Here is a 23622-nt window from a genome sequence, read left to right as displayed (position 1 = left end):
GTCAGGTCACCTGTACGGGCAGCCGATCGAGCCCGTGGAAGATGAAGCTCGGCGTCCAGGTGAGCTCGTCCGGGTCGACCGCGAGGCGCAGGTCCGGGCACCGGCGCAGCAGGGTCTCGAACGCGATTCTCGCCTCGAGCCGCGCGAGCGCGACACCCAGGCAGTGATGGATCCCGTGGCCGAAGCCGAGGTGCGGCCGCGGCTCCCGGGTGACGTCGAGGACGTCCGGGTCCTCGACCTGGGCCGGGTCCCGGTTCGCCGGCAGCAGCGCGACGATCACCAGCTCCCCCGCCCCGATCGCTGCGCCGCCCACCTCGAGGGGCTCGGCGGCGATCAGCGGGAACGTCACCTGGACCGGGCCGCACCAGCGGAGCAGTTCCTCGACCGCGGCGGGCACCCGCTCCGGTTCGGCGCGCAGCAGGTCCCACTGCGGCCGGTGGGTCAGCAGGGCCTCCACGCCGTTGGCGATCAGGTGCACGGTCGTCTCGTGGCCCGCGGCGATGAGGATGAAGGCCATCGACAGCAGCTCGTCCTCCGAGAGCCGGTCTCCGCCGTCGTCGCGGACCTCGATCAGCGCGCTGATCAGGTCGTCACCGGGTTCGCGGCGCTTGGTCGCCACGAGCTCGGTGAGGCTGCGTTCGAGCAGCTCGAACTTCTCCGACCACTCCTCGTCGGCCATGCCCATGCCGCGGAAGGTCGGCTCCATCCCGACCTTGATGTCGTCGCGCAGGTGCGCCGGCACGCCCATCAGCTCGCAGATCACGGTCATCGGCAACGGGAACGCGAACTGCGCGAGCAGGTCGACGGTCGAGCCGTCCTTGCCCGCGATCAGCACCTCGTCGAGCAGCGCGTCCGTGACGACCTGTATCGACGGGGCGAGGGCTTCGACGCGCCGCCGCGTGAACGCGGCCATCACCAGGCGACGCAGGCGCTCGTGCTCCGCGCCGTCGCGAACCAGCATGTGGGTGGTGATCCAGGGCGCCCGCGCGAGGCGTTCCCGCCGCAGCGGCGTCACCGGCGGCGGCGGAGCCTTCACCAGCCGCGCGTCGTTGAGGACGGCCCGCGCCTCGGCGTAGCCCGTCACGAGCCACGCCTCCCCGCCCCCGGGCGACGGGATCCGCAGCACCGGTCCGGCGGACGCCATCGCGGCGTACGCCGCGACGCGGTCACCACGCGCGGTGGCGAGGAACGGGTTGAGGCCGGCTGGTGCGCTCATGGCGACTCCCGGGCGGAGGTGGCACGTCGAGTCTGACGCGGGCCACCCCCGCCCGGGAAGAGCGCAGCGCTCAGCGGTCGGGCGGCTCAGCTGTAGTCGCGGAACCCGCGGCCGGTCTTGCGGCCGAGGTAGCCGGCGGTGACGAGGTGCTCGAGAAGCGGGGCCGGGGCGAACCCGGACTCGCGGAACTCGGAGAACAGCGTCCGCTCGATGGCCAGCGACACGTCGAGGCCGACCACGTCGAGGAGGGCGAACGGCCCCATCGGGAGCCGGCAGCCCTCCTTCATCGCCAGGTCGATGTCGTCGGCGGTCGCGTAGTGCGCCTCGAGCATCTTCACCGCGTCGTTCAGGTACGGGAACAGCAGCGCGTTGACGATGAACCCGGCACGGTCGCCGCAGGTGACCGCGACCTTGCCGAGCTTGGCGCACAGCGCCTGCGTGGTCTCGGTGACCTCGGGCGAGGTGGCGACGGTGTGCACGACCTCGACGAGCTTCATGATCGTCGCCGGGTTGAAGAAGTGCATGCCGACGACGTCGCCCGGACGCTTGGTCGTCGCCGCGAGCTCGATGACCGGCAGCGACGAGGTGGTCGTCGCGAGGATCGCGCCCGGCCGGCAGATCTCGTCGAGGTTCTCGAACAGCGCGCGCTTGACGTCGATGTCCTCGACGACGGCCTCGACGACGAGGTCGACCGACGCGAGGTCGTCGAGCTTGGTGGTGCCGGTGACCTTCGCGAGCGTCGCGTCGCGGGCCTCCTCGGTGAGCTTGCCGCGCTGGACGGCCTTCTCGAGCGACTTGGCGATCGACTTCTGGACGCCCGCGGCCTTCTCCTCGCTGCGCGCGACGAAGACGACGTCGTACCCGGCCTTGGCGAAGACCTCGACGATGCCGGTCGCCATGGTGCCGGTGCCGATGACGCCGACGCGGCTGATCTCGTGCCGCAGCTGCGGGAGGCGGTCCTTGCTCGGGGTCTGCTCGTCGGCGACGACCTCGTGGGACTCCTGGCCCGCGTAGGTGTAGAAGCCCTTGCCGGTCTTCCGGCCGAGCAGACCGGCGGTAATCATCTGCTTGAGGATCGGCGCCGGCGCGTGGACGCGCTTGCGGTCCTGCTTGTACATCGAGTTGAGGATCTCGTAGGCCGAGTCCAGGCCGATGAGGTCGAGCAGCGCCAGCGGGCCCATCGGGTAGCCGCAGCCGTACATCATCGCGGCGTCGATGTCCTCGCGGGTCGCGTAGCGCGACTCGTACATCTGCACGGCGTGGTTGAGGTAGCCGAACAGCAGCGCGTTGGCGATGAAGCCCGCCTTGTCGCCGCAGACGACCGGAGTCTTCCCGAGCTTCTCGGCGAGGTTCTTCACCGCGTCGACGGCGCTCTGGTCGGTGACGACCGTCCGCACGACCTCGACGAACGCCTGCACCGGCGCCGGGTTGAAGAAGTGGAGGCCGAGCACGCGGCGCGGGTTCGCCGTCGAGACCGAGATCTCGGTGACCGACAGCGACGAGGTGTTCGTGGCGAGCACGGCCTCGGGGCGCGTGATCTGGCCGAGCTCGGTGAAGATCTGCTGCTTGAGCTCGAGGTCCTCGGGGACGGCCTCGATGACCAGGTCGACCTCGGCGACGGCGGTCAGGTCGGTGCCGATCGTGATCCGGCCCAGCAGGTCGGCCCGCTCGGACTCGGTGAGCTTCTCGCCCGCGACGGCACGGGCGGTGGAGGCCTCGATCGCGGCCTGGGCGCGGGCGGCGGAGTCGGCGTCCTTCTCGACGCCGATCACGGAGACCCCGCTGCGCGCGAGTACCTCCGCGATCCCCGACCCCATGGTCCCGATCCCGACGACCCCGGCGGTGGCGAACTCTGCGGACACGGCGAATCTCCTTGGTTCCAGCTGAAATCCCGCGCTGCCTGGGCCGGCGGCGCGTTGCGTGGGTCACGCTACCGCCCGGTAAAGATCGCCTGCTCAGGACGGCGGTTCGGCGGCCGTTCGGCGCGACGGGCGGTGGTGCGAATCGACGGGCGGCACGCGTCCGCGCCGAGCGGACCCGTAGCGTTGCGCCCGTGCGCCTCGTCATCGCCCGCTGCTCCGTCGACTACGTCGGGCGGCTGACCGCCCACCTCCCCCTGGCCACCCGGCTGCTGCTGATCAAGGCCGACGGGTCGGTCCTGGTCCACTCCGACGGCGGCTCCTACAAGCCGCTGAACTGGATGAGCCCGCCCTGCACGCTCAAGGAGGCCCCCGCCGACGACGGCACCGCCTCCTGGGTCGTCACCAACAAGGCCGGCGAGGAGCTGCGGATCTCGATCGAGGAGGTCCTGCACGACTCGTCCCACGAACTCGGCGTCGACCCGGGCCTGCAGAAGGACGGCGTCGAGGCCCACCTGCAGATCCTGCTGGCCGAGAACGCCGAGGTCCTCGGCGAGGGCTGGCGCGTCGTCCGCCGCGAGTACCCGACCTCGATCGGCCCCGTCGACCTGCTCTGCAAGGACGCCGCCGGCGCCTCCGTCGCCGTCGAGATCAAGCGCCGCGGCGAGATCGACGGCGTCGAGCAGCTCACCCGCTACCTCGACCTGATGAACCGCGACCCGCTGCTCGCCCCCGTCTCCGGCGTCTTCGCCGCCCAGGAGATCAAGCCCCAGGCCCGCGTCCTCGCCGAGGACCGCGGCATCCGCTGCGTCGTCCTCGACTACGACGAGCTCCGCGGCCTGGACGACAAAGAGTCCCGGCTGTTCTGACGCTGCGCGCCAGCGTGTACCGAAAGGACGAGTTGCAACGGGTGTGACGGTTGAGTCGCCACATCCGTCCCAACCGTTGCAACTCGGATGCTGGCTTCACGCGCCCCTTCCGGACCAGGCCCGCCCGGGGCTCCGTCGTCCACAGCCGACGCTGTCCACAGGGTGCGGGCGAGGTCAACGGGATGTGGGTCCGGCGGGTTAGCGTCAATCCGTGCCCGCCGCCCTGTTCACCCTCGACGTCGCCAGCCTGCGTGCGGTCGTCGGGATGGCGACGTTCCAGCGGGGCGTGGAGTATGCCGACCGCGGGGCGGTCGAGCAGCTCACCTGGAGCAAGGCGGCCCGGGTGGTGCTCGGGTCGGTGGCGGGCGGGTCGACGACGCCGTACGTGACGACCGTCCACGTCTTCCCCTACGACTCGGGCGGGCCGTACGTCTTCATCCGGGGCGAGTGCAGCTGCCCGGTCCACTTCAACTGCAAGCACGCGGCCGCGCTCGCGCTCGTCGCCGGCGGGCACGCGGCGCCGCCCTCGCCGAAGCCCAGCCCGCCGAAGGAACCGACGTGGGAGGACCGCTGGCGTTCGGCCCTCGACCCGGCGGCGCCGTCCCCGGTTCAAATCGAGCCGCGCACGCTCGCGATCGAGCTGACGCTCAAGCGCCGCCTGCCGAACCGGTGGGGTGGCGGCGACGCCATGCAGAGCGAGCCGGTCGAGCTGTGGGCGCGGATCGTGCGCGAGGGCAAGAAGGGCTGGGTCGCGGGCGAGCTGTCCTGGGGCCGCCTCGGATCGCTGACGAACCGCACCGCCTACCCCGAGGACCAGGTGCGCGTCCTGCACGACCTGCACGCCCTCTACCGGGCCCGCACCGGCGCCGGCTACGCGGAGCACCTTCGCTACGGCGACGAGCGCTCCATCGAGCTCTCCGCCGTCACCTCCAGCGCTCTGCTCCCCCTGCTCCGCCAGGCGGTCCGCGCCGGGTTGCGCCTGATCCACCCGGACCTCGGCGACCTGCCCCCGATCGAGACCGCGGACCTGTGCCTCGACGTCACGGCGGCTTCCGACGACACCGACACCGACGCCGCGGCCGGCCTTGAGGTCACGCCCGTCCTGCGGACCGAGACCGGGTTCGGCGAACTGACGCCGATCGCGTTCCTCGGCAGCGGATCCGGCGCGCTCGTGCGGTCGCGGGACGACGAGGACGGGCTGCCCGGCAACCCCGCGGACTGGCCGATCCGGCTCGTCGAGCTCAGCACTCCGGCCGCGCTCCCCCTGCGCCGCATGGTGTTCGCGGTCGAGCCGCTCGCGGTGCCGGCCGCGCACCGGGACCGGTTCACCGACGAGTACCTCCCGCAACTGCGGCGCATCGCCGAGGTCGTCAGCTCCGACGGCTCGTTCACCGTCCCCGAGGTCTCGCCGCCCGAGCTCGTGCTCCGCGCGGACTTCGGCGACGACCATGCGCTCGCGCTGTCCTGGCACTGGTCGTACCGGGTCGGTGACGAGGATCGGCGGCTCACGGTCAACTCCCCCGAGGGCGCGGCGTTCCGCGACCCCCAGGCCGAGGCCGCCCTGATGTCCGGTCTCGACCCGGACCTGAGCGCCTACGGGCTGGGCCGCCCCGACGGGCCCGGCGTCGACGCCCCGCTCGAGCTCTCCGGCGTCGACACCATGCACTTCGCCACCGAGTGGCTCCCGCGGCTCAGCGAGCGGGACGACCTGCGCGTCGAGGTCGGCGGCACGCCGGTCGAGTACCGCGAGGCCGGCGACTCACTGCGCATCGCGGTCTCCACTCAGGCCCTGGAGAACGACGGCGACTGGTACGACCTCGGCGTCTCGGTGACCGTCGACGGCGAGACCGTCCCGTTCCTGCAGCTGTTCGTCGCGCTCGCGCAGGGGCGTTCGCACCTGCTGCTCCCCGGCGGTGCGTACTTCTCGTTGGAGAAGCCCGAGCTGATCGCGCTGCGCGCGCTCATCGACGAAGCCCGCCGGCTCGCGGACGCCCCGCCCGGTCAGCTGCGGATCAGCCGGTACCAGACCGGCCTGTGGGAGGAGCTCGCCGGCCTCGGCGACGTCAGCCACCAGGCCCCGGCCTGGCAGGCGCACGTCCAGGCCCTGCGCCGGCTCGACTCCATCGGCAGCACGCCCGTTCCCGCCGGCGTGCACGCCGATCTGAGGCACTATCAGGTCGAGGGCTTCGAGTGGCTCGCGTTCCTCTGGGAGCACCGCCTCGGCGGGATCCTCGCCGACGACATGGGCCTGGGCAAGACGCTGCAGTCGCTCGCCCTGATCGCCCACGCCCGCGCCACCGAGCCCGACGCCCCGCCGTTCCTCATCGTCGCCCCCACGTCAGTGGTCTCGAACTGGGCCGCCGAAGCGGCGCGCTTCACCCCGGGCCTACGCGTCGAGACCGTCACCGAGACCGCCGCACGGTCCCGCCGCTCCAAGTCGGCCCCGCTGCACGAGAAGGCCGAACGGGCGGACGTCATCGTCACGTCCTACGCCCTGCTGCGCATCGACGCCGCGAGCTACCTGGAGCGCCCGTGGGCCGGGCTGCTGCTCGACGAGGCGCAGTTCGTGAAGAACCGCAAGGCGCAGGTGCACCGCGTCGCCCGGCACATCGACGCCCCCTTCAAGCTCGCAATCACCGGCACTCCGCTGGAGAACTCGGTGATGGAGCTGTGGGCGCTGCTGTCGGTCGCCGCGCCCGGGCTGTTCCCGCACCCCGAGGCGTTCAAGGAGATCTACAGCGTCCCGATCGAGCGCAACGGCGACTCCGACCTGCTCGCCCGGCTGCGCCGCCGGATCCGCCCGCTGGTCAAGCGGCGCACCAAGGAGGAGGTCGCCCCCGAGCTCCCGCCCAAGCAGGAGCAGGTCCTGTCGGTCCAGCTCGACCCGAAGCACCGCAAGATCTACGACCTCACGCTCCAGCGCGAACGCCAGAAGGTGCTCAAGCTGCTCGACGACCTCGAGGGCAACCGGTTCGAGATCCTGCGCTCCCTCACCCTGCTGCGTCAGCTGAGCCTGCACCCCGGGCTCACCGACGACGAGCACCTCACCGTCCCGAGCGCGAAGCTCGACGCCCTGCTCGAGCACGTCCAGGCCGTCGAGGGCACCGGGCACCGGACGCTCGTCTTCAGCCAGTTCACCCGCCTGCTCGACCTCGTCGAGGCCCGCCTCGACGCCGAAGGCATCGAGCACGTCCGGCTCGACGGGACGACCCGCCGCCGGGCCGAGGTCATCGAGCGGTTCAAGACCGGCTCCGCGCCGGTGTTCCTGATCAGCCTCAAGGCCGGCGGGTTCGGCCTGAACCTGACCGAGGCCGACTACTGCTTCCTCATGGACCCGTGGTGGAACCCCGCCGCGGAGCTGCAGGCGGTCGACCGCACGCACCGCATCGGGCAGACCCGCACGGTGCACGTCTACCGCCTGATCGCGGCGAACACGATCGAGGAACGGGTGCTCGATCTGCAGGCCCGCAAGGCGAAACTCTTCGCCCGGGTCGTCGACGGCGGCGAGGGCGAGGGCTTCGGCCGGGCGCTCTCGGCCGAGGACATCCGCGGTCTGTTCACGTAAAGACCAAGCCGCTCGATTTCGGTCCTGCGCTGCGGTACACACGAGGCATGCCCACCACCGCTGCACGTCGTCGTCTGGCCGGTCTGCTGACGGCCGTCTCGCTGGTCGCCGCCGGCGGCCTCGCCACCGAAGCGGTCGCCGCTCCTGCGGCCCCGCCGTCGGACACCAGCCCGAAGGTGAAGACCCGGAACCCGTCGAAGATCCCGCGGGTCGTCGACGCCCGGTTCGGCAAGCACGCGCAGTTCGACCGCGTCGTGTTCGACCTGACCGGGAAGGCGTCGGGCTACAACGTCCGGTACGTCAGCACCCTGCGTCAGTGCGGCACCGGCAACAAGGTGACGATCCCCGGCAAGAAGTTCCTCAGCATCACACTCGAGCCCGCGCAGGCCCACGACAACCGGGGCCGGGACGTCTACCGCGGGCCGGGCCAGAACTCCACGGCCAACCCCAAGCTCCCGACGCTGCGGAGCATGCGCATGCTCTGCGACTTCGAGGGCCAGGTCGTCTTCGGGCTCGGGCTGAAGCGCAAGGCCGGCTTCCGGGTCGGGACGCTGTCGAACCCGACCCGGATCTACGTCGACGTCGCGCACTGACGCCCCGGCGGCGCATCTTCTCCTGCGCGCCGCGCCCATCCCGCGGCCGGGAAAGGCGCGGCACGCAGGAGAAGTTGGGTTCGGGTGGGGCGGCGGGCAGGAGAAATTGAGCTCAGGCGAGCGGGTCGAGCCCGTTCGCGGTGCGGATGACGTCGACGATGCGGGCCATGATCTCGGTCAGGCCGTAGTCCTTCGGTGTGAACACCGCGGCGACGCCGGCCTCACGGAGGGCCCGGGCGTCACCGTCGGGGACGATGCCGCCGACGATCACGGGGACGTCGGAGGCGCCGGCGTCCCGCAGTCGGTCCAGGACGTCCGGGATCAGCTCCATGTGTGAGCCGGACAGGATCGAGAGCCCAACGCAGTGGACGTCCTCCTCGACCGCGGCGGCGACGATCTGAGCCGGCGTCAGACGGATGCCCTGGTAGATGACCTCGAAACCGACGTCGCGGGCGCGCACCGCGACCTGCTCGGCGCCGTTGGAGTGCCCGTCGAGACCGGGCTTGCCGACGAGCAGCCGCAGCCGGCGGCCCAGCTCGTCGCCGGTCCGTTGCACGGCGGCGCGCACCTCGGCGATCGCGGCGCCGTCGGGGGCGGAGCTCACGCCGGTGACCCCGGTCGGCGCGCGGTACTCGCCGAACTCCTCACGCAGGGCACCGGACCACTCCCCCGTCGTGACGCCGGCGCGGACGCACTCCAGCGTCGCCGGCATCAGGTTGTCGTTGCTCTTCGCGACCTTGCGCAGGTTCTCCAGCGCGGCCGAGACGGCGTTGTCGTCCCGCTGCGCCTTCCAGGCCCGGACGGTCTCGATCGCCGCCGACTCCGCGGCGGGGTCGGCGGTCTGGATCGCGGCGTCGAGGTCGGCCAACAGCGGGTTCGGCTCGGTCTCGGTGAACGAGTTGACGCCGATGATCTTGTCCTCGCCGGTCTCGATGCGCTTGCGGCGCTCGGCGTGCGAGGCGACCAGGGCGGACTTCATGTAGCCCGACTCGACCGCGGCCACCGCCCCGCCGAGTTCGGCGATGCGATCCATCTCCGCGTAGGCGTCGCGGACCAACTGGTCGACCTTGGCCTCGACGACGACCGAGCCGCGGAAGAGGTCGTCGTACTCGAGCAGGTCGGACTCGAACGCCAGCACCTGCTGGATCCGCAGCGACCACTGCTGGTCCCACGGGCGCGGGAGACCGAGCGCCTCGTTCCACGCCGGCAGCTGGATCGCGCGGGCCCGCGCGTCCTTCGACAAGGTCACGCCGAGCATCTCGAGCACGATGCGCTGGACGTTGTTCTCCGGCTGAGCCTCCGTCAGACCGAGCGAGTTCACCTGGACGCCGTAGCGGAAGCGCCGCTGCTTCGGGTCGGAGACGCCGTAGCGCTGCTCGGTGACCTCGTCCCACAGGCGCACGAACGCGCGCATCTTGCACATCTCCTCGACGAACCGCACGCCGGCGTTCACGAAGAAGGAGATGCGGGCGACGACGTCACCGAACTTCTCGGCCGGCACCTGGCCGGAGTCGCGGACCGCGTCGAGGACGGCGATCGCCGTCGACATCGCGAAGGCGAGCTCCTGGACCGTGGTGGCCCCGGCCTCCTGCAGGTGGTAGCTGCAGATGTTGATCGGGTTCCACTTGGGGACGTTCGTGACCGTGTACGCGATGGTGTCGACGGTCAGGCGCATCGAGGCCGCCGGCGGGAACACGTAGGTCCCGCGAGACAGGTACTCCTTGATGATGTCGTTCTGCGTCGTCCCGGAGAGCTTGCGCAGCGTCTCGGCCGGGTCGGTGCCGGCGGCGATCGCCTGCTCCTCGGCGACCACCTGGTACATGGCGAGCAGCCACATCGCGGTGGCGTTGATCGTCATGGACGTGTTCATCTCATCGAGCGGGATGCCCTCGAACAGCTTGCGCATCTCACCCAGGTGCGGGACGGGGACGCCGACCTTGCCGACCTCGCCCTTGGCCAGCACATGGTCGGGGTCGTAGCCGGTCTGGGTCGGGAGGTCGAACGCCACCGACAGACCGGTCTGCCCTTTCGCGAGGTTGCTCCGGTACAGCGCGTTCGAGCCCGCGGCGGAGGAGTGCCCCGCGTAGGTCCGAATCAGCCAGGGCTTGTCCCGGGTGCTGCCACCGTCTGCCATCGCGGCCCTCCAGTCTTGTGGGTGCGATGGTAACGACGCCGTAACCGGGGGCAGAATCCGACCGTGGGCTACGCCACGGAGCAGATGCTGGTCGTCGCGATCGTTCTCGGCCTGCTCGTTCTGGTCCTGCGCTGGGCCTTCTCACCCCGGCAGACATCATTGCTCTCCCGCCGTCCGCGGACCGGTTCGGAGCACGACTACGGCCTGATGACCCCGCTCGCCGCGCCCGAGGACGCGGCGGAGGGCGCACAGATCTCTGCGCTGCTCGCCCGCTCGGGCATCCGCAGCCGGGTCGTCGAGACCGAGGACGGGCTGCGCGTCATGGTGTGGGACGACGACCTGCAGCGGGCCCGCGAGTTGCTGCTGGGCTACTGACCGGCACCGGTGGGCGACGGGGCGAACGCGCTCAGCGACCGGCGCGCGTGACCGAACTCACTCGGAAAAGTGATCCGGGTCGGGCTCGCGGACGACCTCGGCGCCGAGGGAGTTGAGCTGCGCGACAAAGTCGGCGTACCCGCGGTCGATGTGGTGGACGTCGGTCACGATCGTCTCGCCCTCGGCCACCAGGCCCGCCAGCACGAGCCCCGCGCCCGCGCGGATGTCGTGCGACCGCACCGGGGCACCGGACAGGTGGGGACGTCCGCGGATGACCGCGTGGTGGCCGTCGGTCTTGATCTCGGCGCCGAGGCGGACCATCTCGTCGATGAACATGAACCGCGCCTCGAAGATGTTCTCCGTGACCATCGCGGCGCCCTCGGCGACGGTGTTGAGCGCGATGTAGGCCGGCTGCAGGTCGGTCGGGAACCCCGGGTACGGCAACGTCATGATGTCGACCGCCTCGGGACGGCGGTTCATCTCGACGCGGAAGCCGTCCGGCAGCCACTCGACGTCGGCGCCCGCGGTCACGAGCTTGTCGAGCGGGAGCTCGAGGTGGTGCGGGTTCGCGTTGAGGATCGTGACGTCGCCGCGCGTCATCGCCGCGGCCACCGCCCAGGTGCCGGCAACGATGCGGTCCGGCACCGTGCGGTGCGAGGTCGGGCTCAGCGACCCGGCCGGGACGCCCTCGATCTCGATCGTCGAGGTGCCGGCGCCGGAGACCTTCGCGCCCATCTGGATCAGCATGTCGGCGAGGTCGACGATCTCGGGCTCACGCGCCGCGTTGTCGATGACCGTCGTCCCGTTGGCGAGCACCGCCGCCATGAGGATGTTCTCGGTGGCGCCGACGCTCGGGAAGTCCAGCCACACCGACGCTCCGGTCAGGCCCTTCGGAGCCTCCGTGAGGATGTAGCCGTGCTCGGACTCGCTCGTCGCGCCGAGCTTGGCCAGCCCGCCGATGTGCATGTCGAGCGCGCGCGAGCCGATGTTGTCACCGCCCGGCAGCGCGACCTTCGCGCGCCCCAGCCGCGCGACCAGCGGGCCGAGGACGCAGATCGAGGCCCGGAGCCGGCGCACCAGTTCGTACGGCGCCTCGTGGGACAGCTCGGCCGGTACGTCGATCACCACGGTGCCGGGCCGCTGCTCGACCTCGCAGCCCAGGCGCCGCAGCAGCGCCGACATGAAGTCGATGTCCAGGATCTCCGGGACGTTCGTGAGCGTCGTGCGCCCCTCGGCGAGCAGCGCGGCCGCCATGAGCTTGAGGACGCTGTTCTTGGCGCCGTCGACGCGGACCTCGCCCGCCAGACGGGCCCCACCCGTAACCCGGAACCGTTCCACGTCTAGATCGTAGGGCGCGGCGCGTCAACCGGACGGGCGCTTCGCGCGTCTAGCGGGTGTCAGGAACCCCCTGCACCGTCCTGCACCCCCCTCGGCAGGCCCCCTGGAGGCCGACATGTTCCGTCGGAAGAAGCCCCGCACCCGTTCCGTCCTGCTCTCGCTCGCGCTGCTGGCCGGAGCGTCGGCCACGCTGGCGGTCCCGACCCTCGCCGACGCGGCGGGCGGGTCGAGCGGGACGAGCAAGCTCGTCGCGATCCGCACGGCCACCCATCCGGGCTACGACCGCCTGGTATTCGAGTTCTCCGGCAAGCTGCCGTCGCACACGTTCGTGCAGTGGGCACCGAAGATCGCCCGGGACGGCTCCGGCGACACCGTGCCCGCCGGCGGCAACGCCTTCCTGCAGATCGGGCTCGGCGGCGTCACGGGCTACACGAAGAACTACGCGTCCACGTTCGGCCCGCTGCGCCGCTCCACCGGCAACCAGAACCTCAACGAGGTGGTCCACGCGGGTGAATTCGAGGGCATGGTCTCCTTCGGCGCGGCGATGATGGCGCGCACCTCCTACAGCGTGCTGAAGCTGACGAACCCGAGCCGCGTCGTCATCGACATCCGCAACGACTACGCGCGGACCCGGGTCCCGGTGTACTTCACGAATCGGGCCACCGCCGAGACCCGTTCGGTCTGGCGGTACGTGCCGGCCGGCGCCCCGGCCACGGGCGCGCTGCACCGCATGTTCGCCGGCCCCACGCCGGCGGAATCCGCGGCGGGCGTGGGCAACACGCTGTCGAAGGCCACCGGGTTCACGAACCTGTCGATCAGCAACGGGATCGCGCGCGTCCGCCTCACCGGCGGCTGCTCCGCCGGCGGCGGCGCCTTCAGCGTCGCGAACCAGATCGACGCGACGCTCTCCCACTACCCGACCGTCCGCTGGGTGAAGATCTACTCGCCCACCGGCCAGACGGGCGCCCCGACCGGAAACTCGGACTCGCTCCCGACCTGCCTGGAGCCGTAGCTTTCAGTCCATGACGACGAAACGACGCCTCTCCCTCGCCGCCGGCGCCTCGGCCGTCGGCCTGACCGCCGCACTGCTGCCGGCGGCGAGCGCGACCGCCGCATCGACGGCCGGTGGCGAGGGCGAGCAGGCGACGGTCGCCGCCGCGGGCACGATCACGAAGCGCTGCACGAGCGAGGTCCGCGGGCGCACCGCGCGCATCCAGATCCGGGTCAACGTCGGCGACAACGGCCGGGACGTGCAGGCCGTCAGCCTGCGCATCACCGACAACGGCGAGACCGGGATCTACCGGAACAAGAAGATCAACATCAAGAAGGTCCGCCTCTTGATCAAGGACCAGGACGGCAAGACCCAGCTGAGCCAGCTCGTCGCCCCGTCCTCCCCCGGCGGCTACGACATTCCCGCCTCGGCGGGCGAGGGCGCGGGCCTGGTCCGCACGCGGGTGGAGTTCCGCTCGAACGGCCACACCGTCGTGCGGAACTGCAGGATGGTCATCGACTGATTCCCGGCAGGATCCGGCCCGCGGGGCTCGCCTAGGCTGCACCGCATGGTCAACCTGACGCGGATCTACACCAAGACGGGCGACGACGGGACGACGGCGCTCGGCGACTTCAGCCGGACGTCGAAGAACGACCCGCGCCTGGCCGCCTACGCCGACTGCGACGAGGCGAACTCGGCGATCGGCGTCGCCATCGCGCTGGGCGACCTCGCGCCCGACCTCGTCGAACTGCTGACCCGCATTCAGAACGATCTGTTCGATGTCGGCGCCGACCTGTGCAACCCGATCGTCGAGAACCCCGCCTACCCACCGCTGCGGATCGGCGAGGCCGACATCGAGCGCCTCGAAGCGGCGTGCGACCGCTACAACGAGGACCTGCCGAAGCTGAAGAGCTTCATCCTGCCCGGGGGCACGAAGGGCGCCGCGCTCCTCCACGTCGCGCGGACCGTGACCCGGCGGGCCGAACGCTCCGCCTGGGCCGCCTACGACGCGCACCCGGACAGCACCAGCAAGCTCCCGGCGAAGTACCTCAACCGGTTGAGCGACCTGTTGTTCATCCTCGGCCGGGTCGCCAACCCGGAGGGCGACGTCCTCTGGGTGCCCGGCGCCAACCGCTGACCCAACTTCTCCTGCGCGGCGCGCCTGTCCCGCGGCCTGGATAGGCGCGCCGCGCCACAGAAGTTGAGATCCCGGACGCGCTCACGGCGTCAGGAGCGAGAACCCGGCCCGGTCGACCGAGACGGACCGGGCCGAGAGGACGACCGCGCCGACGCCGGCCTCCCGGTCGAGTCCGATCCAACTGCGGAAACCACCGGTCCCGCCGTTGTGCCAGGTGATCCGACGACCGCGCAGCTCGACCGTGATCCAGGCGGCGCCGATGCGCGCCCCGCGGCCGAGGTCGGCCACCGGGTCCAGCGCCGCGCGGCCGGGCGCCGTCCCGTCGAGCAACGCCGTCAGCAGCCGCACCATCGCCGGCAGGCTCGCCCGAATGCCGCCGGCGGGAGCGATCGCCTCGCCGGTCCACGGCTCCCGAACGCGCCCGCCCCGGCCGTGTCCGCGCACCGACGCCGGCCGCAGTTCGGCCGGCGTGGCCGGGCAGTAGAAGACGTCGAGCCCCAGCGGATCGGCCACGCGCGTGCGGATCAGGTCCGCGTAGGTCGTTCCGGCGGCCGCGGCGACCGCGTGACCGAGCAGGGCGAACCCGAAGTTCGAGTAGTGCGGCCGCGACGAGCGCCGGAACTCGACCGCCGGCGCCTGCGCGAGGAGCTGGTCCAGGCTCTCCCCGTACGGGTTGGTCCCGTGCCGCACCAGGTCGATCGAGCCCCGGACGACGGGCGTGCCGGGCGCGGAGCGCGGGAGCCGCGAGCGATGGGTCGCCAGGTCGGAGAGCCGGACGCCCGCGAGCGGTGTCGCGGCCACCGGCAGCACGTCGGCCAGCGTCGTGTCCGCACCCACCTCGCCGCGTTCGAGGGCGTCGACGTAGAGCAGCCCGGTGACGCCCTTGGACACCGAGCCGATCTCGAAGCCGGCGTCCCGGTCGGACCCGGCGCCGGCGAGGCGGGCGCCGTCCGGCGTCACCACACCGATCGCGAACGGCGCCGACCGGCCGGCGAGCGCCGCGCGCATCCGGTCCGCGCGTGCGTCGTCCCCGAGGACCGCCAGCGATGTGGTCACGTCAGGCGACCATGGGGTCCTTCGGCGGGGCGGCCTCGACCCAGGAGAGGAAGCCCGTCAGCGCGTCGTGGGTCATGGCGAGCTCGAGGGGCTCGGCACCCAGTGCGCAGACGAGAACCACCGAGCCGACCGAGACCGTGTGGGTCTCGGCGGGGGTGGCGTCGCGGCGGCTGCGGACGCGGAGCTGACGGCGGGTCATGACGTGCCGCGGCCGCCAGCGGAGGCTGAAGATCGGGAACCACTCGACCCGGTCCCCGTGGTACCGGCCGATCCCGTAGGACCAGCCCTCACCGTCGGGGTGCTCGCCGAGCCGGAGGCTGCAGGCGAACGTGCCGACCGGGCGGGAGAGGACCATGCGACGCACGGTCAGCGCCAGGAGCGACAGGCCCACGAAGGCGAGCAGGCCGATGACGATGTCGAGAAACAGCATCATCGGCCCTCCCCTGCCGCGCAGTGCCCTTGCGGGTCAGGCCTCCCGGCCCGCGGCGCGCAGACGCGTCTGCGCCCGCTTGGCCGCGTCGCCCTCGGGGTCACCGTCGGACTTGGCCCGGTCCAGCGCACGCTGGGCGCGGGCCACGTCGATGTCCGAGCCGAGCTCGGCGACCTCGGCGAGGATCGACACGACGTCGTCCGCCACCGAGATGAAACCGCCGTGGACGGCCGCCGTGACGGTCTCGCCCTCCGGGGTACGGATCGTCACCGGGCCGGACTCCAGCACACCGAGCACCGGTACGTGGCCCTTGAGGATGCCGAGCTCGCCCTCGAGGGTGCGCGCGATGACGATCGTCGCCGGACCGCGATAGACGTTGCGGTCCGGAGCGACGACGTCGACGGAGAGCGTGTCAGTGGCCATGGTCGCGCTCCACTCCGTTCCGCTGCTCAGCCACGAGCCAGTTCCTTGGCCTTCTTCTCGACGTCCTCGACGCCGCCGCACATGAAGAACGCCTGCTCGGGCAGGTGGTCGAACTCGCCGGCCACCAGCGCCTTGAACGAGGCGACGGTCTCGGACAGCGGAACGAACACGCCGGGCTGGCCGGTGAAGGCCTCGGCCACGAACATCGGGTGCGAGAGGAAGCGCTCGATGCGGCGGGCCCGGTTGACGGCGACCTTGTCCTCCTCGGACAGCTCGTCGATACCGAGGATGGCGATGATGTCCTGCAGCTCCTTGTACTTCTGCAGGAGTCGCTTCACCGACTGCGCGACCTGGTAGTGCTCCTCGCCCACGATCTGCGGGTCGAGGATGCGGGAGGTCGAGTCGAGCGGGTCGACGGCCGGGTAGATGCCCTTCTCGGTGATGGCCCGGGAAAGCACGGTCGTCGCGTCGAGGTGGGCGAACGCGTTGTGCGGCGCCGGGTCGGTGATGTCGTCGGCGGGGACGTAGATCGCCTGCATCGAGGTGATCGAACGACCACGCGTCGAGGTGATGCGCTCCTGGAGGAGGCCCATCTCGTCGGCCAGGGTCGGCTGGTACCCGACGGCGGACGGCATACGACCGAGCAGGGTCGACACCTCGGAACCGGCCTGGGTGAACCGGAAGATGTTGTCGATGAACAGGAGCACGTCCTGCTTCTGCACGTCGCGGAAGTACTCCGCCATCGTCAGCGCGGTCAGCGCGACGCGAAGACGGGTGCCCGGCGGCTCGTCCATCTGACCGAAGCAGAGCGCGGTCGAGTTGATGACGCCGGACTCGGACATCTCCAGGAAGAGGTCGTTGCCCTCACGGGTGCGCTCGCCGACGCCGGCGAAGCAGGACACGCCACCGAACTCCTGGGCGACGCGGCGGATCATCTCCTGGATCAGAACGGTCTTGCCGACACCGGCACCACCGAACAGACCGATCTTCCCACCCTTCACGTACGGGGTGAGGAGGTCGATGACCTTGATGCCGGTCTCGAGGATCTCGGTGCGCGACTCGAGCTGGTCGAAGGGCGGCGGGTCGCGGTGGATCGGCCAGCGCTCGGTGATCTGCAGGCTGTCCGCCGGCACGTCCAGCGGGTCGCCGATGGTGTTCCAGACGTGACCCTTGGTCACGTCACCGACGGGCACCGAGATCGGGGCGCCGGTGTCGAGCACCTCGGCCCCACGGGTCAGGCCGTCGGTCGGGTTCAGCGAGACCGCGCGCACCAGGTTGTCCCCGAGGTGCTGCGCGACCTCAAGGGTGAGGGTCGAGGTGACGCCGCCCATGGTCACGTCGACCTTGAGCGCGTTGAAGATCGCGGGCATCGAGCCGACGGGGAACTCCACGTCGGCCACGGGGCCGATGACGCGGGCGACCCGGCCGGTGGCGGTGGTGGGCTCAGCGGTAGCAGTCATGTCGTCTGTAGTCCCTTATTCGCTTCCTGCGGTCGCGTCGGCGAGCGCGTTCGCGCCACCCACGATTTCGCTGATTTCCTGGGTGATCTCGGCCTGCCGGGCCTGGTTGGCCGACCGGGTGAGGATGTCGACCAGCTCGTTCGCGTTGTCGGTCGCGGACTTCATCGCGCGACGCCGCGCGGCGAACTCCGAGGCGGCCGACGTGAGCAGCGCGTAGTAGAAGCGGCTCTCGACGTACCGCGGCAGCAGCGCGTCGAGCACCTCCTCCTCGTCCGGCTCGTAGTCGTACTGGGGCAGCGGACCGCCGCCCTGCGCGGCCGCGGCGGCCGCCGCCGCGGCGCTGCCCTCCTCGACCTCCTCGACCTCGAGCGGGAGGATGCGGCGCACCACGACCCGCTGGGTCAGCATCGAGACGAACTCGGTGTAGACGAGGTGGATCTCGTCGACACCGCCCTCCTCGGTCGGCGTCTTGAAGGCCTCGATGACCACGTCGGCGATCGCCTTGGCGTCGTCGTAGGTCGGCCGGTCCGAGAACCCGCTCCACTCCCCCGCCAGCGCGCGGTTGCGGAACTTGTACCAGGTGACGCCCTTGCGCCCGGAGACGTAGGGCACGACCTCGCTGCCCTCGTCGCGGAGGAGGCTGGTCAGCGCCTCACCCTCGCGGAGCACGTTGGCGTTGAAGCCGCCCGCGAAGCCGCGGTCGGAGGTCAGCAGCACGACCGCCGAACGGGTCGGGCTGGCCTTCTTCTCGGTCAGCAGCGGGTGGTCGACGGTGCCGGCCTGGCTCACCAGTGCGGTGACCGCGCGCGTAATCGCACGGGCGTACGGCTGTGCCGCCACCGTGCGCTGCTGCGCCTTGATGATCCGGGACGAGGCGATGAGCTCCTGCGCCCGCGTGATCTTCGCGGTCGACTTCACCGACCGAATCCGCTGCCGGAAGATCCGGAGTTGAGCGCCCATTCGTCAGGCCTTCTTCACCTTGGTGATCTTCTCCTGGTCGACGTCCTCGTCGGCCATCGCCGCCACCGCCGCCTCCTTGGCCAGCGACTGGCCCGAGGAGGTCGTGAAGCCCTTCTTGAACTCCGCGATGGCGTCCTTGAAGACATTGAGGTCATCGTCGCCGAGCTTGCCGGTCTCCCGGATGCCGTCGAGGGTGCCCTTGTGCTTGAGGCTCAGGTAGTCGAGGAACTCCTCCTCGAAGCGGCGGATGTCCGCGACCGGGACCTCGTCGAGCTGGCCGGTGGTGCCCGCCCAGATCGAGGCGACCTGACGGTCGATCGAGAACGGGGAGAACTGCGGCTGCTTGAGGAGCTCGATCATGCGGGCGCCGCGCTCCAGCTGGGCGCGGGAGGCCGCGTCCAGGTCGGAGGCGAAGGCCGCGAAGGCCTCCAGGTCGCGGTACTGCGACAGGGCCAGACGCAGCGTGCCGGCGACCGCCTTCATCGCCTTGACCTGCGCGGCACCACCGACGCGGGAGACCGAGACACCGACGTTGATGGCCGGCCGGACACCCGCGTTGAACAGGTCCGACTCGAGGAAGCACTGGCCGTCGGTGATCGAGATGACGTTGGTCGGGATGTACGCCGACACGTCGTTGCCCTTGGTCTCGATGACCGGCAGGCCCGTCATCGAACCGGCGCCGAGGTCGTCCGAGAGCTTCGCGCAACGCTCGAGGAGCCGCGAGTGCAGGTAGAAGACGTCACCCGGGAACGCTTCGCGGCCCGGCGGGCGGCGGAGCAGAAGGGAGACGGCGCGGTACGCGTCGGCCTGCTTGCTCAGGTCGTCGAAGACGATGAGGACGTGCTTGCCCTGGTACATCCAGTGCTGGCCGATGGCCGAGCCGGTGTACGGGGCGATGTACTTGTAGCCGGCCGGGTCGGACGCCGGAGCCGCGACGATCGTCGTGTACTCCAGCGCGCCCGAGTCCGCCAGGACCTGGCGGATGTTCGCGATCGTCGAGCCCTTCTGGCCGACGGCGACGTAGATGCAGCGGACCTGCTTGCTCGGGTCGCCGGACTCCCAGTTGGCCTTCTGGTTCAGGATCGTGTCGACCGCGATGGTGGTCTTGCCGGTCTGACGGTCACCGATGATCAGCTGGCGCTGGCCACGACCGATCGGGGTCATGGCGTCGATGGCCTTGATGCCGGTCTGCAGCGGTTCGGTGACCGGCTGGCGCTGGACGACCGAGGGGGCCTGCAGCTCGAGGATGCGACGCTCGGTGGTCTCGACCGCGCCGAGGCCGTCGAGCGGGTTGCCGAGGGAGTCGACGACGCGACCCAGGTACGCGTCGCCGACCGGCACCGAGAGAACCTCACCGGTGCGGCGGACCGACTGACCCTCCTCGATCTTCGAGAAGTCACCGAGGACGACGACGCCGATCTCGCGGACGTCGAGGTTCTGGGCGAGGCCCTTGGTGCCGTCCTCGAACTCGAGGATCTCGTTGGCCATCGTCGAGGGCAGGCCCTCGACGCGGGCGATGCCGTCGCCACACTCGATGACCGTGCCGACCTCGTCGCGGGTGGGGGCGTCGGGCGAGTAACCCGAGACGAAGCGCTCCAGCGCCTCCCGGATCTCGTCCGGCCGGATCGTCAGCTCCGCCATGTCCTTCGTCTCCCTGTGTCTGCGTGTTGCTGGGCGTTCGAGTTGCTTGCGTTGCTCAGCGCTCGAAGCGCCGCTTGAGCCGGTCGACACGACCGACGATCGTCCCGTCGACGACCTCGTCGCCGACCTGGACGGTCATCCCGCCCAGCACGGACGGGTCGACCTCGGCCTTGACCTGGACGTCATGTCCGTAGATGCCCGCCAGCGCACGCGCGAGGCGGTCCTTCTCGTGGGGCGCCAGCTCGACCGCGGAGCGGACGAACGCCACCAGGCGGCGGCGCCGGTCGCTGACGGCCTTGCCGAGCTGCGCGATGCTGCGCTCCGGGTTCCGGCCCCGCGCGTTGAGCACGACCTGCCGCACGAGGCGGACGGTCGAGTCGTTGGCGCGGCCGCCGAGGAGGCTGCCGACCAGCTCGGCCTTGCGCTCACCGGGGACGTTCACGTCCGCCAGCGCGTTGCGCAGGGCCGGCTCGCCCTCCACGATCCGCCCGAACCGGAAGAGCTCGTCCTCCAGGTCCTCGATCCCCCCGAGGGAGTCCGCGCGGGCGATCTCGGCGATCACGGCGAGGTTCTCGATGCCGTCGGCCATCTCGCTCGGGCGCGACCAGCGCTGCCCGACCACGGCCTGGACGAGCTCGAGCGCCTCGGGCGAGATCTTGCCGCTGAAGAGCACCTGAGCGACCTCGGCCTTCGCCGAGCCGGGCCGGCTCGGGTCGGACAGGGAGCGCCGCAGGATGTGCTCGGAGTCGACGACGCCCAGGACCCCGAACAGCTCGTCCGAGAGCCGCCCGAGCGCCGTGGCGTCGAGGCCCCGGCTCAGTTCGTCGAACTTGGTGATGGCCGCGCCGAGCGCGGTCCGGCTGGCACCCCTCACGCGGACCGCCCTCCCGTCGAGCCGGCCGGCGCGGAGCCGGCGTTGGAGATGCCGCCCTCGAGCTCACCGAGGAAGCGGTCGATCACCCGACGCTGGACGGCGTCGTCCTGCAGCGCCGTCCGGACCTGCTGCTCGGCCAGGTCGACCGCCATCGTCGCGATCTCGGCCTGCAGCGAGCGGACCGCACTGATCCGCTCGGCCTCGAGGGCCTCGGTGGCCCGCTGGGTGATCTCGTCGGCACGCGCCTGCGCGGCCGCCGCGGCCTCGGCCACGATCTGCTCGTTCTGCGCCCGGGCGTCGGCCCGGAGCTTCTCGGCCTCGGCCCGCGCCTCGGCGACCGCGTTGTCGTACGCGGCCTGCGCCTCGGCGAGCTTCTGGCCGGCGGCCTCACTGTCGGCGAGCTGCTTGGCGATGCGCTCCTGAGCCTGAGACATCATCTTCAGGATCAGCGGAACGATCCACCGCGCGAGGATGGCCACGAGCACGGCGAAGCCGATCAGCTCGATGACCAACCCCTTGGTGCCGCCCGAGGCGAGGAGAAGGTCACCCGTCGGGGACCCGGTCAGTTGACCAGTCAGTTCAGCGGAAGTCATACCTGCTCCCCCACGACCCGGCCGGCCAGCTGACCGGCGAGGGCGGAGACGTCGGACTGCAACGAGGCGAGCGCACGCTCGCGCTCCTCGGTCAGCTGGGCCCGGGTGGCAGCGGTGATCTCGTCCGCCCGGGCCTGCGCCGCCGCGGCGGCCTCGTCGACGATCGCCTTGTGCTGCGCGCGCGCCTGCTCCCGCAGACGGGTGGCCTCGGCGCGAGCCTCGGCCATCGCCTCCTCATAGGCCGCCTGGGCCTCGGCCAGCTTGCGCGTGGCGGCCTCGGTGTCCGCCATCTGGCGAGCGATCTTCGCCTGCCGCTCGGCCATGGCCTTGGCCACCGGCGGGACGACGAACTTCCAGACGACGAACAGGATGACGGCGAACAGGACGAGCTCGACCAGCATGGTCGCGTTGGGGAGGAGGAAGATGTCGTCTTCCTCTTCCTCGACGCCCTCGGCGCCTTCCGACGTCAGGATGCTAGTGGCGAGTCGCAGCACGGTCGGCTACTTACCGATGACGAAGACGAACAGGGCCATGAAGGCGAGGTTGATGAAGTACGCCGCCTCACACAGACCGACCGTCAGGAAGAAGATCGTGAAGAGGCGGGACTGCGCCTCGGGCTGACGGGCGACACCGGAGATGGTCGCCGAGCCGGCGAGACCGTCACCAATGGCCGCGCCGATGGCGCCGCCGCCAAGTGCCAGGCCACCGCCGATAAGGCCGCCCGCGACCTTGATGGCCTCGGCCGAGAGCTCTGCATCGGTTGCCATGTATCTGATCCTTCGCTGTGTGGGTGCGTTGTCCCGGGGGTCCCGGTACGTCTGAGGGGATGTGCGGGTGGGTCAGGCGGAAGCGAGTTCCTTCTCGGATGCGTTGTCCGGCGAGGTGGCGTGACCGGCCTCGTCCCGGGGGTCGTGCGCGTCGTGGCCGTGCGCGTCGTGCTCGTCGTGGTCACCGTGGCCGGCCGACGCCATCCCGAAGTAGAGGATGGTCAGCAGAGCGAAGATGAACGCCTGGATCAGGCCGATGAACATGTCGAACAGCTTCCAGGCGGTGTTCGGCGCCCAGGCGATGTAGGTCGGCATGAGACCGATCAGGGCGATCATGATGCCGCCGGCGAAGATGTTGCCGAAGAGTCGCAGCGCGAGCGTGAACGGCTTGACGAGCTCCTCGATCACGTTCAGCGGGAGCAGCGCCTTGTAGGGCTGCACGAAGTGGCCGAAGTACTCGCCCGCGCCCTTCTGCCGGACCGCGTTCACGTGCACCCAGATGATGACGACGAACGCCAGCGAGTACGTCAGGTTGACGTCGGAGGTCGCCGGGGGCAGCCACTCGTGGGCCGGCAGGAGCGCGACCCAGTTGCAGAACAGGATGAAGAAGAACAGCGACACGGCCAGCGGCACCACGAACGGCGCCGTCTTGCCCATGGCGTTGTTGACCTCGCCCTGGACCCAGCCGACGACGGCCTCCCAGAACAGCTGAATCTTGCTCGGCACACCGCTCGTCGCGGTCTTCGCGAGCCACAGGCCCATGCCGATGACGATCAGACCGGCGATGCAGGTCGTCGCGATGGTGTCGATGTGGAACTCAATGCCACCGATGGTGACCTTGTGGTGCTTGCCCACCTCGATGTCGGCGGCGACCACCACGTCGGTTGACCGATCGAGAAGCGTGCGGGTCATCAGGAGCGCACCTCGCGATAGAGGACACCGGCGCTGCTGCCGATGATCGTGAACTGGAAGAAGGCGAGCCCGAAGAGGACCGCCAGGCCGTCAGGCCGGAACGCGAACATGATGTAGCCGGCGATCAGCGTGATGAGCGCGAGGCGCTTGACGACCGCCGCCATGAACTTGCGCTTGTTGGGGTTCTCCTCGCCGGCGTTCTCGGCGGCGAACTTCGCGGTGGCGGAGACCACCATCGCGGTGTTCAGCCAGCCCAGCAGCAGGCCGACGCAGACGAAGATGCCGATCTTGGGCTCGCCGACCGCGATGCAGAAGATCAGCCCGAGCAGACCGACCACGGCACCGAAGCGGACGGAGAACTTGTAGCTGGAGCTCGCCTTCATCAGACCGACGCGTTCCATGCCACCTCGCTCTCTCGCACTCGCCGG

The 23622-nt window shown here is 70.7% G+C and carries 23 protein-coding genes; 7 read left to right on the top strand and 16 right to left on the bottom strand.

All coding sequences use genetic code 11. The features are described from left to right. Position 1: 1 nt before the first annotated feature. Together SPOPO_RS0117805 and SPOPO_RS0117800 are read right to left on the bottom strand one after the other, a co-directional pair. Positions 2–1216 (bottom strand): cytochrome P450 family protein, encoded by a 1215-nt coding sequence (locus tag SPOPO_RS0117805; protein ID WP_019876316.1) that lies wholly within the window; start codon positions 1214–1216, stop codon positions 2–4. Between the two features lie 86 nt (positions 1217–1302). Continuing rightward, positions 1303–3078, bottom strand: coding sequence for a 3-hydroxyacyl-CoA dehydrogenase family protein (locus SPOPO_RS0117800; protein ID WP_019876315.1), 1776 nt, complete (start codon positions 3076–3078; stop codon positions 1303–1305). 191 nt (positions 3079–3269) lie between these two features. Here SPOPO_RS0117800 and nucS point away from each other — a divergent pair, with 191 nt between their 5' ends. The 3 genes from nucS (at position 3270) to SPOPO_RS30330 (ending at position 8102) form a co-directional block, all read left to right on the top strand. Beyond that, positions 3270–3944: an endonuclease NucS gene (gene nucS, locus SPOPO_RS0117795; RefSeq protein WP_019876313.1), complete on the top strand. Its 675-nt coding sequence runs from the start codon at positions 3270–3272 to the stop codon at positions 3942–3944. Between the two features lie 211 nt (positions 3945–4155). Further along, positions 4156–7509: a DEAD/DEAH box helicase gene (locus SPOPO_RS0117790; protein WP_019876312.1), complete on the top strand. Its 3354-nt coding sequence runs from the start codon at positions 4156–4158 to the stop codon at positions 7507–7509. Between the two features lie 47 nt (positions 7510–7556). After that, positions 7557–8102, top strand: coding sequence for an AMIN-like domain-containing (lipo)protein (locus tag SPOPO_RS30330; protein ID WP_019876311.1), 546 nt, complete (start codon positions 7557–7559; stop codon positions 8100–8102). Positions 8103–8214: 112 nt separating this feature from the next. Here SPOPO_RS30330 and SPOPO_RS0117780 read toward each other — a convergent pair whose 3' ends face one another. Then, the gene (locus SPOPO_RS0117780) at positions 8215–10236 is read right to left on the bottom strand and encodes a protein meaA (protein ID WP_019876308.1); all 2022 of its coding nucleotides are present in this window, start codon (positions 10234–10236) and stop codon (positions 8215–8217) included. A 63-nt stretch (positions 10237–10299) separates the two neighbouring features. On the opposite strand from SPOPO_RS0117780, the gene SPOPO_RS30325 reads away from it, so the two are divergent. Then, entirely contained in the window at positions 10300–10611 is a 312-nt protein-coding gene (locus SPOPO_RS30325; RefSeq protein ID WP_019876307.1) for a hypothetical protein, read from the top strand. 57 nt (positions 10612–10668) lie between these two features. Here the strand turns inward: SPOPO_RS30325 and murA are convergent, their stop codons facing one another. Beyond that, positions 10669–11949 carry a UDP-N-acetylglucosamine 1-carboxyvinyltransferase gene (gene murA, locus SPOPO_RS0117770; protein WP_019876306.1) on the bottom strand — a complete coding sequence of 427 codons (1281 nt, stop codon included), beginning with the start codon at positions 11947–11949 and terminating at the stop codon, positions 10669–10671. 115 nt (positions 11950–12064) lie between these two features. Between murA and SPOPO_RS0117765 the strand changes: the two genes are divergently transcribed. From SPOPO_RS0117765 to SPOPO_RS0117755, 3 genes are read left to right on the top strand one after another with little or no spacing between them, the layout of a single operon-like run. Then, complete coding sequence (locus SPOPO_RS0117765; protein ID WP_019876305.1) at positions 12065–12961, top strand: AMIN-like domain-containing (lipo)protein; 897 nt, start codon at positions 12065–12067, stop codon at positions 12959–12961. Between the two features lie 10 nt (positions 12962–12971). Then, a complete protein-coding gene (locus SPOPO_RS0117760) occupies positions 12972–13463 on the top strand; it encodes a hypothetical protein (protein WP_019876304.1) in 492 nt (163 codons plus the stop codon). 45 nt (positions 13464–13508) lie between these two features. Further along, complete coding sequence (locus SPOPO_RS0117755) at positions 13509–14078, top strand: cob(I)yrinic acid a,c-diamide adenosyltransferase (RefSeq protein WP_019876303.1); 570 nt, start codon at positions 13509–13511, stop codon at positions 14076–14078. Positions 14079–14159: 81 nt separating this feature from the next. On the opposite strand, the gene SPOPO_RS0117750 is transcribed toward SPOPO_RS0117755, so the two are convergent. The 12 genes from SPOPO_RS0117750 to SPOPO_RS30310 form a co-directional block, all read right to left on the bottom strand. Beyond that, a complete protein-coding gene (locus SPOPO_RS0117750) occupies positions 14160–15134 on the bottom strand; it encodes a serine hydrolase domain-containing protein (RefSeq protein ID WP_019876301.1) in 975 nt (324 codons plus the stop codon). 1 nt (position 15135) lies between these two features. After that, positions 15136–15567 carry a DUF2550 domain-containing protein gene (locus tag SPOPO_RS0117745; protein WP_019876300.1) on the bottom strand — a complete coding sequence of 144 codons (432 nt, stop codon included), beginning with the start codon at positions 15565–15567 and terminating at the stop codon, positions 15136–15138. A gap of 33 nt (positions 15568–15600) precedes the next feature. Further along, positions 15601–15987: a F0F1 ATP synthase subunit epsilon gene (locus SPOPO_RS0117740; RefSeq protein ID WP_019876299.1), complete on the bottom strand. Its 387-nt coding sequence runs from the start codon at positions 15985–15987 to the stop codon at positions 15601–15603. A 26-nt stretch (positions 15988–16013) separates the two neighbouring features. After that, positions 16014–17447: a F0F1 ATP synthase subunit beta gene (gene atpD / locus SPOPO_RS0117735; RefSeq protein ID WP_019876298.1), complete on the bottom strand. Its 1434-nt coding sequence runs from the start codon at positions 17445–17447 to the stop codon at positions 16014–16016. 15 nt (positions 17448–17462) lie between these two features. Beyond that, positions 17463–18407 carry a F0F1 ATP synthase subunit gamma gene (locus SPOPO_RS0117730; RefSeq protein ID WP_019876297.1) on the bottom strand — a complete coding sequence of 315 codons (945 nt, stop codon included), beginning with the start codon at positions 18405–18407 and terminating at the stop codon, positions 17463–17465. 3 nt (positions 18408–18410) lie between these two features. Then, positions 18411–20048: a F0F1 ATP synthase subunit alpha gene (atpA, locus tag SPOPO_RS0117725; protein WP_019876296.1), complete on the bottom strand. Its 1638-nt coding sequence runs from the start codon at positions 20046–20048 to the stop codon at positions 18411–18413. Positions 20049–20103: 55 nt separating this feature from the next. Continuing rightward, positions 20104–20922 (bottom strand): F0F1 ATP synthase subunit delta, encoded by an 819-nt coding sequence (locus SPOPO_RS0117720; RefSeq protein WP_019876295.1) that lies wholly within the window; start codon positions 20920–20922, stop codon positions 20104–20106. Then, the gene (gene atpF / locus SPOPO_RS30320) at positions 20919–21515 is read right to left on the bottom strand and encodes a F0F1 ATP synthase subunit B (RefSeq protein WP_019876294.1); all 597 of its coding nucleotides are present in this window, start codon (positions 21513–21515) and stop codon (positions 20919–20921) included. Before atpF (SPOPO_RS30320) ends, SPOPO_RS0117720 begins: the two co-directional genes overlap by 4 nt. After that, a complete protein-coding gene (atpF, locus tag SPOPO_RS30315; protein ID WP_019876293.1) occupies positions 21512–22009 on the bottom strand; it encodes a F0F1 ATP synthase subunit B in 498 nt (165 codons plus the stop codon). The genes atpF (SPOPO_RS30320) and atpF (SPOPO_RS30315) overlap by 4 nt, the downstream gene beginning before the upstream one ends. 6 nt (positions 22010–22015) lie before the next feature. Then, entirely contained in the window at positions 22016–22282 is a 267-nt protein-coding gene (locus SPOPO_RS0117705) for a F0F1 ATP synthase subunit C (protein ID WP_019876292.1), read from the bottom strand. A 72-nt stretch (positions 22283–22354) separates the two neighbouring features. Beyond that, on the bottom strand, positions 22355–23194 hold the full coding sequence (gene atpB, locus SPOPO_RS0117700; RefSeq protein ID WP_019876291.1) for a F0F1 ATP synthase subunit A: 840 nt from the start codon (positions 23192–23194) through the stop codon (positions 22355–22357). Further along, a complete protein-coding gene (locus tag SPOPO_RS30310) occupies positions 23194–23595 on the bottom strand; it encodes an ATP synthase subunit I (protein ID WP_019876290.1) in 402 nt (133 codons plus the stop codon). The genes atpB and SPOPO_RS30310 overlap by 1 nt, the downstream gene beginning before the upstream one ends. Positions 23596–23622: the final 27 nt, after the last annotated feature.

Source organism: Sporichthya polymorpha DSM 43042 (genome assembly GCF_000384115.1).
GTDB classification, from domain to species: domain Bacteria; phylum Actinomycetota; class Actinomycetes; order Sporichthyales; family Sporichthyaceae; genus Sporichthya; species Sporichthya polymorpha.
This window is presented reverse-complemented; position numbering and strand designations above follow the sequence as displayed.

Excerpts from the sequence above, each read along its gene's own strand:
- SPOPO_RS0117805 (WP_019876316.1), bottom strand. The coding sequence starts at position 1,216 with ATGAGCGCACCAGCCGGCCTCAACCCGTTCCTCGCCACCGCGCGTGGT.
- SPOPO_RS30330 (WP_019876311.1), top strand. The coding sequence starts at position 7,557 with ATGCCCACCACCGCTGCACGTCGTCGTCTGGCCGGTCTGCTGACGGCC.
- SPOPO_RS0117780 (WP_019876308.1), bottom strand. The coding sequence starts at position 10,236 with ATGGCAGACGGTGGCAGCACCCGGGACAAGCCCTGGCTGATTCGGACC.
- SPOPO_RS0117765 (WP_019876305.1), top strand. The coding sequence starts at position 12,065 with ATGTTCCGTCGGAAGAAGCCCCGCACCCGTTCCGTCCTGCTCTCGCTC.
- SPOPO_RS0117760 (WP_019876304.1), top strand. The coding sequence starts at position 12,972 with ATGACGACGAAACGACGCCTCTCCCTCGCCGCCGGCGCCTCGGCCGTC.
- SPOPO_RS0117755 (WP_019876303.1), top strand. The coding sequence starts at position 13,509 with ATGGTCAACCTGACGCGGATCTACACCAAGACGGGCGACGACGGGACG.
- SPOPO_RS0117745 (WP_019876300.1), bottom strand. The coding sequence starts at position 15,567 with ATGATGCTGTTTCTCGACATCGTCATCGGCCTGCTCGCCTTCGTGGGC.
- SPOPO_RS0117740 (WP_019876299.1), bottom strand. The coding sequence starts at position 15,987 with ATGGCCACTGACACGCTCTCCGTCGACGTCGTCGCTCCGGACCGCAAC.
- atpD (WP_019876298.1), bottom strand. The coding sequence starts at position 17,447 with ATGACTGCTACCGCTGAGCCCACCACCGCCACCGGCCGGGTCGCCCGC.
- SPOPO_RS0117730 (WP_019876297.1), bottom strand. The coding sequence starts at position 18,407 with ATGGGCGCTCAACTCCGGATCTTCCGGCAGCGGATTCGGTCGGTGAAG.
- atpA (WP_019876296.1), bottom strand. The coding sequence starts at position 20,048 with ATGGCGGAGCTGACGATCCGGCCGGACGAGATCCGGGAGGCGCTGGAG.
- atpF (WP_019876294.1), bottom strand. The coding sequence starts at position 21,515 with ATGACTTCCGCTGAACTGACTGGTCAACTGACCGGGTCCCCGACGGGT.
- SPOPO_RS0117705 (WP_019876292.1), bottom strand. The coding sequence starts at position 22,282 with ATGGCAACCGATGCAGAGCTCTCGGCCGAGGCCATCAAGGTCGCGGGC.
- atpB (WP_019876291.1), bottom strand. The coding sequence starts at position 23,194 with ATGACCCGCACGCTTCTCGATCGGTCAACCGACGTGGTGGTCGCCGCC.
- SPOPO_RS30310 (WP_019876290.1), bottom strand. The coding sequence starts at position 23,595 with ATGGAACGCGTCGGTCTGATGAAGGCGAGCTCCAGCTACAAGTTCTCC.